A 6,032-nucleotide genomic window follows, 5' to 3' on the forward strand; every position below is an offset into this window, starting at 1 on the left:
CCTTTTTTGAGATTAAATAAGAGATCTTCGTCATTAAGTCTTTTAAAAATGTAAGTGAGCGTCTCTTCGGAGCGCGCCTCGAGCACCTCGCAGAGAAAGCGAGTATCTACGGTGCGCTGAGGCTCATTTTTAAGAGATTCAATCGCAATGACCTCGGGGCTGACGATATCCACCAAGGCCGCCCCGTGAGATTTTTTAAGTTTCTCCGCAAACGTTTGAGGTGTTTTTAGAGCAATGGCAAGATCTTGAGTAAAATTAATTCCACCGACCGGGAGCGACGCTGCAAAAGCGATCTTTCCGTTTTTATAGGCGATGATATCTGTCAGCATTCCACCCATATCGATGATCGCAACGCCGTCTTTTTGCTCTTCTGGAGTCGTCATAGCCATTGATGTGGCTAAGCCTTGCGGAACGAATTCGACAATATCCATGCCGCAACTCTCTACACACTCTTTAGCCATGACAAGATTCTTTTTGGCTGCTGTGATGATCGCCATCGTGACTTCGAGCGAAGTTCCGCGATGGCCCACCGGAGCTTCGTCGAAACGAAGAGACTCCATTTTAAATTGCTGAGGTTGAGAAAATAAGATCTCTCGATCGCTGCGAATCTGTGCAGACTCCAGCGCCGAAGCCTTCACTGCATCTATATCCCTATCACTCACCAGTCTTTTAATGGCGACAGTCCCTTTAGAAAAAACTCTCTCCACAGAAACATCCGCAAAAGAAACGTAAACTTGAGGAATTGCAAAACTGGCAACGAGTTCTACTTCCGCTTTCACTTTGCGAATGGCCAATGTGATTTCTTTGGAATCGATGATTTGACCCTGGTGATAGCCTTTATGAGGAGCATGAGCAATGGCGACCACTTCCCACGAATTGCCTCGTTGTTCAGCAACGGCTAACACGACTTTGGTTGAGCCAATATCAAGGCTCGCTAGACTATATGCTTTCGTTTTCGACATCCGTATCTCACTTAAGCTATTAATTTCAGGACTCACGTCATATGTGAATCTGATAACCTATACTTAAGCCTACGAATGCTTACGCAGCCTGACAAGGACTTTCTTCGAGAAGCTCGCGTCGATGACGCGCCACTTTTGTTTTTGACTTTCAAGGTACTTTATCACGCTTGCTGCACGCTTTGCACGCAACTCAATTTCTGTTTCTCCGAGTACAACGAGTCCCGTATCCGAACGCATGAGTTCTAACTTAAGGCCTTCACTATCCGTCCACTTAATTTCCGAAATCGTTGCACGACTGACAGTTCCATTCTCAGGAAGTGCGTCGACCAAACTGATAATTTTTTTTAAACGAGCGGAGTCCTTAACAACGGAAGTATCTCGAAGAATAGGAGCGTCGGGAGCTGATTCGATAGGTATGGGCTCTAGCAGAATCCCATCGAAGGTCACAGGAATTATTTGACCTTTCCTATCTTGATACAGGATTGCAACTTCTCGAACATGAATGACGGCGGAAAGATGCGAAGGTAAATCTCTTTGCACCTGGGCCGAAAGAATTCTTTCATCCTTAAGAATATCTTTGGCGATTTTATCGAGGTCCAATCGCCAAATATTTTTGGTGCTGTAATTTTTGAGAACTTTTTGCGCGGAGGATATGGCGCTGCCTTCCAGTGAAGATTTTTTTCGGGCATTTTCACCCTCAACAATTGTAACACTTACTTTTTTAACGGTAAAAAAATGTGAATCCCAGTAGAGTAGCGAAGCTGACAATCCAACTGCCATAACCAGAGACAACAACACGAGGATTTTTTTTGAAAACTTCATATATATAGGTTAGGTTTTTGAAACTGATTCTACAAGTCCCGACCCCATTTTTGCGAGGTTCAGTTTGTCAGGACTTAAGGCAAGGAAAACAATGCAGCTGAAACAATACATCATCGCCGTAATTGTGCTATTAAACTCGCTGACAGCATATGGATTAGAAGTTTACGAGGCGAATGCCTTGGCACCTGTTATCATAGGCCAACAGGCGATTCGATTCCCTACCAATTATTTTTCGGCCCGCCAAGCCTTTCGAAGCTGGGGAAACAACAAAAAATTTAAGTCTGGTGTTATTTCTGTTCCGTCGTCTCAAGATCCTGACCTCACCATGGATTACATCTTTTTCCCAAGCTCCGAGAAGTCCGGGAAACTCGTGATACTAACGTCAGGTATTCATGGCGCCGAAGCTCCGGCCGGTCATGCCATTCAGGAACTGGTTTTCAAAGAATTTATTTCTACCAATAAGTTTCCTAAAATTAACTATTTGTTCATACATTCCATCAACCCTTTTGGATTTAAATACTACCGGCGAGTGACGGAAAACAATATCGATCTCAATCGCAACTTTGCCACCCCGGAAGAGTTTGCGACAAGTAACTCCGATTACGAGAAGCTTAAAAAAGTCCTCGAACCCAAGGGGGAAGCCAACACCTCGTGGGTCACACGCTGGGGTTTTTACGCTCAAGCCGCTTTCTACAATATTCGTTACGGAAAAAAAACTTTTCTCCAGGCCTTGCGGGGTCAGTACAAAGAGCCCCAAGGTGTTTTTTATGGAGGGACCTCCGTCGAACCGCAGATTCAAGTTTTGCAGAACACCATTCGAGAAATCGCAGCGCCATTTGAACACATCTATCACATCGACCTCCATACCGGCTTCGGAGAAAAAGGGAAGCTCCATCTTTTTGGGAGCGACGAGCTCCAACCCAAAGATGCGCAATGGGTGAGGGATTTTTTCTCCGGATATGAGGTCGACACTGGTCACGATCAAGATTTCTACTCGACTTACGGTGATTTTAGCGACTGGATGTGGAGAACATTCGAAAAGAAAAAGGTGATCTCCATGACCTTCGAATTTGGAACCAAAAATAGTCAAACTTTGCGAGGTGGGTTAGACTCGTTATGGACAACAGTGACGGAAAACCAAGGGCATCAAAACAAATATGTTTCGATCGCAGATCAAAAACGCACCCGAAATTTTTACGAAAATTTATTCAATCCCGCATCCCCCGCTTGGCAACAGCAAGTTTTAGAACAAGGACATCAGACCCTACTCACCACTTTCGAGCGCTTTGAAAAACTCTAATCATCCTTACCGAAGTGGGATCGCTGCTGTAGCTCACAAAAGACTCTCCTTTTTTCAAATCAGGGAATAGGCCTTGCAATATATCACTCTAAGAGTAGGTAATCCGTTATAACCAATCTAAGACCTACAAAGGTGCGTAATTATGGCCAAAATTTCAGGCTTGTCTGTTCTTTTGACACTCTTATTCTCTCTCGGTCATCGAGCCTCTGCGCAATCGAACCCCATAGATTATGCACCCGCCGTAGAGCAGTTTCTGCAACTTTATAAGACCGAATCCAACACCACACGATCTGTCGACTACACCGCTTTGAATCCGTTACTCCCGCACTCCTCGGTCCATGACTTTATTAACAATTACGAAATGATCCGTAAGGTCTTTCAGGAAGCCGGTACACGCCAAGAAGTCAATCGGCGCACCTACATGTGGCGTTTCGTGACAAAATCCATCGATCAGATGGCAGAGCTTCCAGCGCTCGTGGCGCTGGCTCAGTATATGGAAGAGATGAAAACCAGAAATGATTTTAGCCACGAGTCGCTCCTCGAAAGAGTCTACGCCACCATCGAAAATCGCTTAGTGGCCATCGATCGGAGCGTAAAAATCGTCAATACTTTTGATCGGGAAATGGCTGAACACATCGCTCTCCAATTGAATTCTCTTTTGCTCAGTTCTCGCTCTCCAGTTGAGGACGTTGTTTTTGAAAAAATTCACCTCGCACTCGCCGAAAAAGCCGATCTGACTCACTTGAGTGACCGGGCCACCACCAAAATCACGGACTGGATTCAGGGAAGATTGATCAATACCACACGGGTGTGGATCTTTCGCCTCGCCGTCGTCACCGTCGCTGCGGGATCCTACTCTCACTTCTACGATGGAAACTTGATGCTCACCGATATTTTTGCGGGATCTTCACTCTTGGTGGGTGGGAGTTGGCTGGCGTTAGTGGCTCACAATTATTTCGGCGGTCGATATGCCGTAAATCTCGTTGCCGAAACTGTCGATCGAACTTTAAATCGGATGGTCAACTTCATAAATAAAAATAAAGAACGACTCGGTCCTGTGAGTCGGACTGGGTTGGATCATATCCAACTCTTGAGCTGTCGTCAGCTTTTTGCGAAGTAGTCGCGATTCTTTGCTGGGCTCAGGATGACGGCGACCTACTTGCGGCCGAGAAAGACGTACTCTTTCTCGAGGGAAATTCCGGTTTTCTCTTGAATGGTTTTTTGGATATGTCGCGTGAGAGATTCAACATCGTCGGCCGTGGCGCCGCCGGTGTTCACAATAAAATTCGCATGCTTTTCTGACACCTTGGCCCCATTTATACTAAAACCTTTAAGGCCGTTTTCTTCAATCAGCCGCCCCGATTTGTTCCCTGGAGGATTTTTAAAAACAGAGCCACAGCTCGGTTCACCTAAAGGCTGCGTGCTCATACGACGTTTATTGCTTTCCTGAAGCACTTTAAGCATTCCTTCGTCCGGCGGTAGAGACCAACTGAGCCCCACTCGATAAATGACTCCTGGGCGCCACCCTTCGCACTTACGATACTGCCACTGAAGCTCATTGCTTTCCAACCGTCTCAGCTTAAAATCACGACTGTTAAGATCGACCACTTCAATCCATGAAACAATCTCGTGAAATTCTTTTGGAGAGACGTCATGACTAACGCCCGCATTCATCACCACACCGCCACCAACGTCTCCGGGAAGGCCTGCGAGGAAGATTGCAGGCATCAAGCGATGCTTGATAAATATTTTGAGAATATCGGCTTTGGGCACTCCCGCCTGCGCCACGATCTCTAGAACTCCATTGGTGTAAGTGCTGGACTCGACGGTATTGAGATTTTGCAAAAGAATGACCAAACCTTCGATACCACGATCACTCACAAGCACGTTAGAACCACCACTGAGAACGGTGATCGGAAGACGTTGATCTCTCGCCCACAAACAAGCGGCGATCAATTCTTTTTTGTTGGATGGAAGGGCAGCCCAGTCCGCCTTACCCCCGATCTTCCAGGTGGTATGCTCCGCGAGAGAATAATTTTTCTTTATAAATGAAATGCTCATAAATCGTAAAACTTATTCACGTCGCCAGCACCCAAACACACGAGGACGCTATTGGATTCGGGTTTTTCTAAAATAATTCTTTTGGCGTTCGCTAAACTTCCCACATACTGAGCTGGCTTATCCACAATATCGAGCGCTAAATTTTGGCTGTGGATTCCCTCGATCTCGTGCTCTCCGGCAGGATAAATATCGAGAAGAAAAACTTTGTCAGCATCATTAAAGCAACTTAAGAATTCATTCCAACACAGTTTGGTTCGTGAGTAGCGGTGAGGCTGAAAAAGCACAGATATTTTTTGATCCGGAAACTTCTCTCTAAAGGCTTGAAGTGTCGCTTTGATCTCTGTGGGATGGTGTCCGTAATCATCATAAACGGTCACGCCCTTGATCTCACCTCGGTAATGGAAGCGACGATCGACGCCGCTAAAGTGTTTAAGCCCATCACAGCACTCTTTCCATGTTAAGCCCGCAAGATGAGCCGCCACGGCTGCCGCCAGCGCATTGAGCGCATTATGATGGCCAGGAACCTGGAGGTGAAATTCTCCAAGCTCCTCGCCCGACTTGGACATAATTTTATACTGAGAGCGATGTCCTTGAATATAGTAATCAGAATTCTTATCGGTCCCATAAAAGAGAATCGGCTTGGGAAAGTCGTTAAAGATTTCGCGGATGCGAACATCATCTCCACAGGCCACCACCGCTCCGTAAAATGGAACTTTAAGAGCGAAATCATAAAATGCGGACTGCACGGCTTCCATAGAACCGTAATGATCCAAATGGTCATTATCGATATTGGTGATCACCGCAATCTCAGGATTGAGTCGCGAAAAACTTCCATCGCTCTCGTCGGCTTCGGCCAACATCCATTCTCCGTCACCCAAACGGGCCGT

Annotated in this window: 6 protein-coding genes; 2 read left to right on the forward strand and 4 right to left on the reverse strand. The window is 46.1% G+C overall.

What is annotated here, in order from left to right; all coding sequences use genetic code 11:
• Positions 1-962: cell division protein FtsA (ftsA, locus tag K2Q26_08025; GenBank protein ID MBY0315452.1), on the reverse strand; the 962-nt coding region annotated here is incomplete at its 3' end.
• A 69-nt stretch (positions 963-1,031) separates the two neighbouring features.
• Entirely contained in the window at positions 1,032-1,784 is a 753-nt protein-coding gene (locus K2Q26_08030) for an FtsQ-type POTRA domain-containing protein (GenBank protein MBY0315453.1), read from the reverse strand.
• 91 nt (positions 1,785-1,875) lie between these two features.
• On the opposite strand from K2Q26_08030, the gene K2Q26_08035 reads away from it, so the two are divergent.
• Both K2Q26_08035 and K2Q26_08040 read left to right on the forward strand, forming a co-directional pair.
• Positions 1,876-3,084: a DUF2817 domain-containing protein gene (locus K2Q26_08035; GenBank protein MBY0315454.1), complete on the forward strand. Its 1,209-nt coding sequence runs from the start codon at positions 1,876-1,878 to the stop codon at positions 3,082-3,084.
• 142 nt (positions 3,085-3,226) lie between these two features.
• Entirely contained in the window at positions 3,227-4,204 is a 978-nt protein-coding gene (locus tag K2Q26_08040; GenBank protein ID MBY0315455.1) for a hypothetical protein, read from the forward strand.
• Positions 4,205-4,239: 35 nt separating this feature from the next.
• Here the strand turns inward: K2Q26_08040 and murB are convergent, their stop codons facing one another.
• Together murB and K2Q26_08050 are read right to left on the reverse strand one after the other, a co-directional pair.
• Positions 4,240-5,145, reverse strand: coding sequence for a UDP-N-acetylmuramate dehydrogenase (gene murB, locus K2Q26_08045; GenBank protein MBY0315456.1), 906 nt, complete (start codon positions 5,143-5,145; stop codon positions 4,240-4,242).
• On the reverse strand, positions 5,142-6,032 hold an 891-nt coding region (locus K2Q26_08050; protein ID MBY0315457.1), incomplete at its 5' end, for a UDP-N-acetylmuramate--L-alanine ligase. The genes murB and K2Q26_08050, both read right to left, overlap by 4 nt.

The organism is Bdellovibrionales bacterium (genome assembly GCA_019750295.1).
Classification (GTDB): Bacteria; Bdellovibrionota; Bdellovibrionia; order Bdellovibrionales; family JAGQZY01; genus JAIEOS01.

Bases quoted from the DNA above. Each gene is read 5' to 3' on its own strand.
- K2Q26_08035 (MBY0315454.1), top strand. From the start codon at position 1,876: ATGCAGCTGAAACAATACATCATCGCCGTAATTGTGCTATTAAACTCG.
- murB (MBY0315456.1), bottom strand. From the start codon at position 5,145: ATGAGCATTTCATTTATAAAGAAAAATTATTCTCTCGCGGAGCATACC.
- K2Q26_08040 (MBY0315455.1), top strand. From the start codon at position 3,227: ATGGCCAAAATTTCAGGCTTGTCTGTTCTTTTGACACTCTTATTCTCT.
- K2Q26_08030 (MBY0315453.1), bottom strand. From the start codon at position 1,784: ATGAAGTTTTCAAAAAAAATCCTCGTGTTGTTGTCTCTGGTTATGGCA.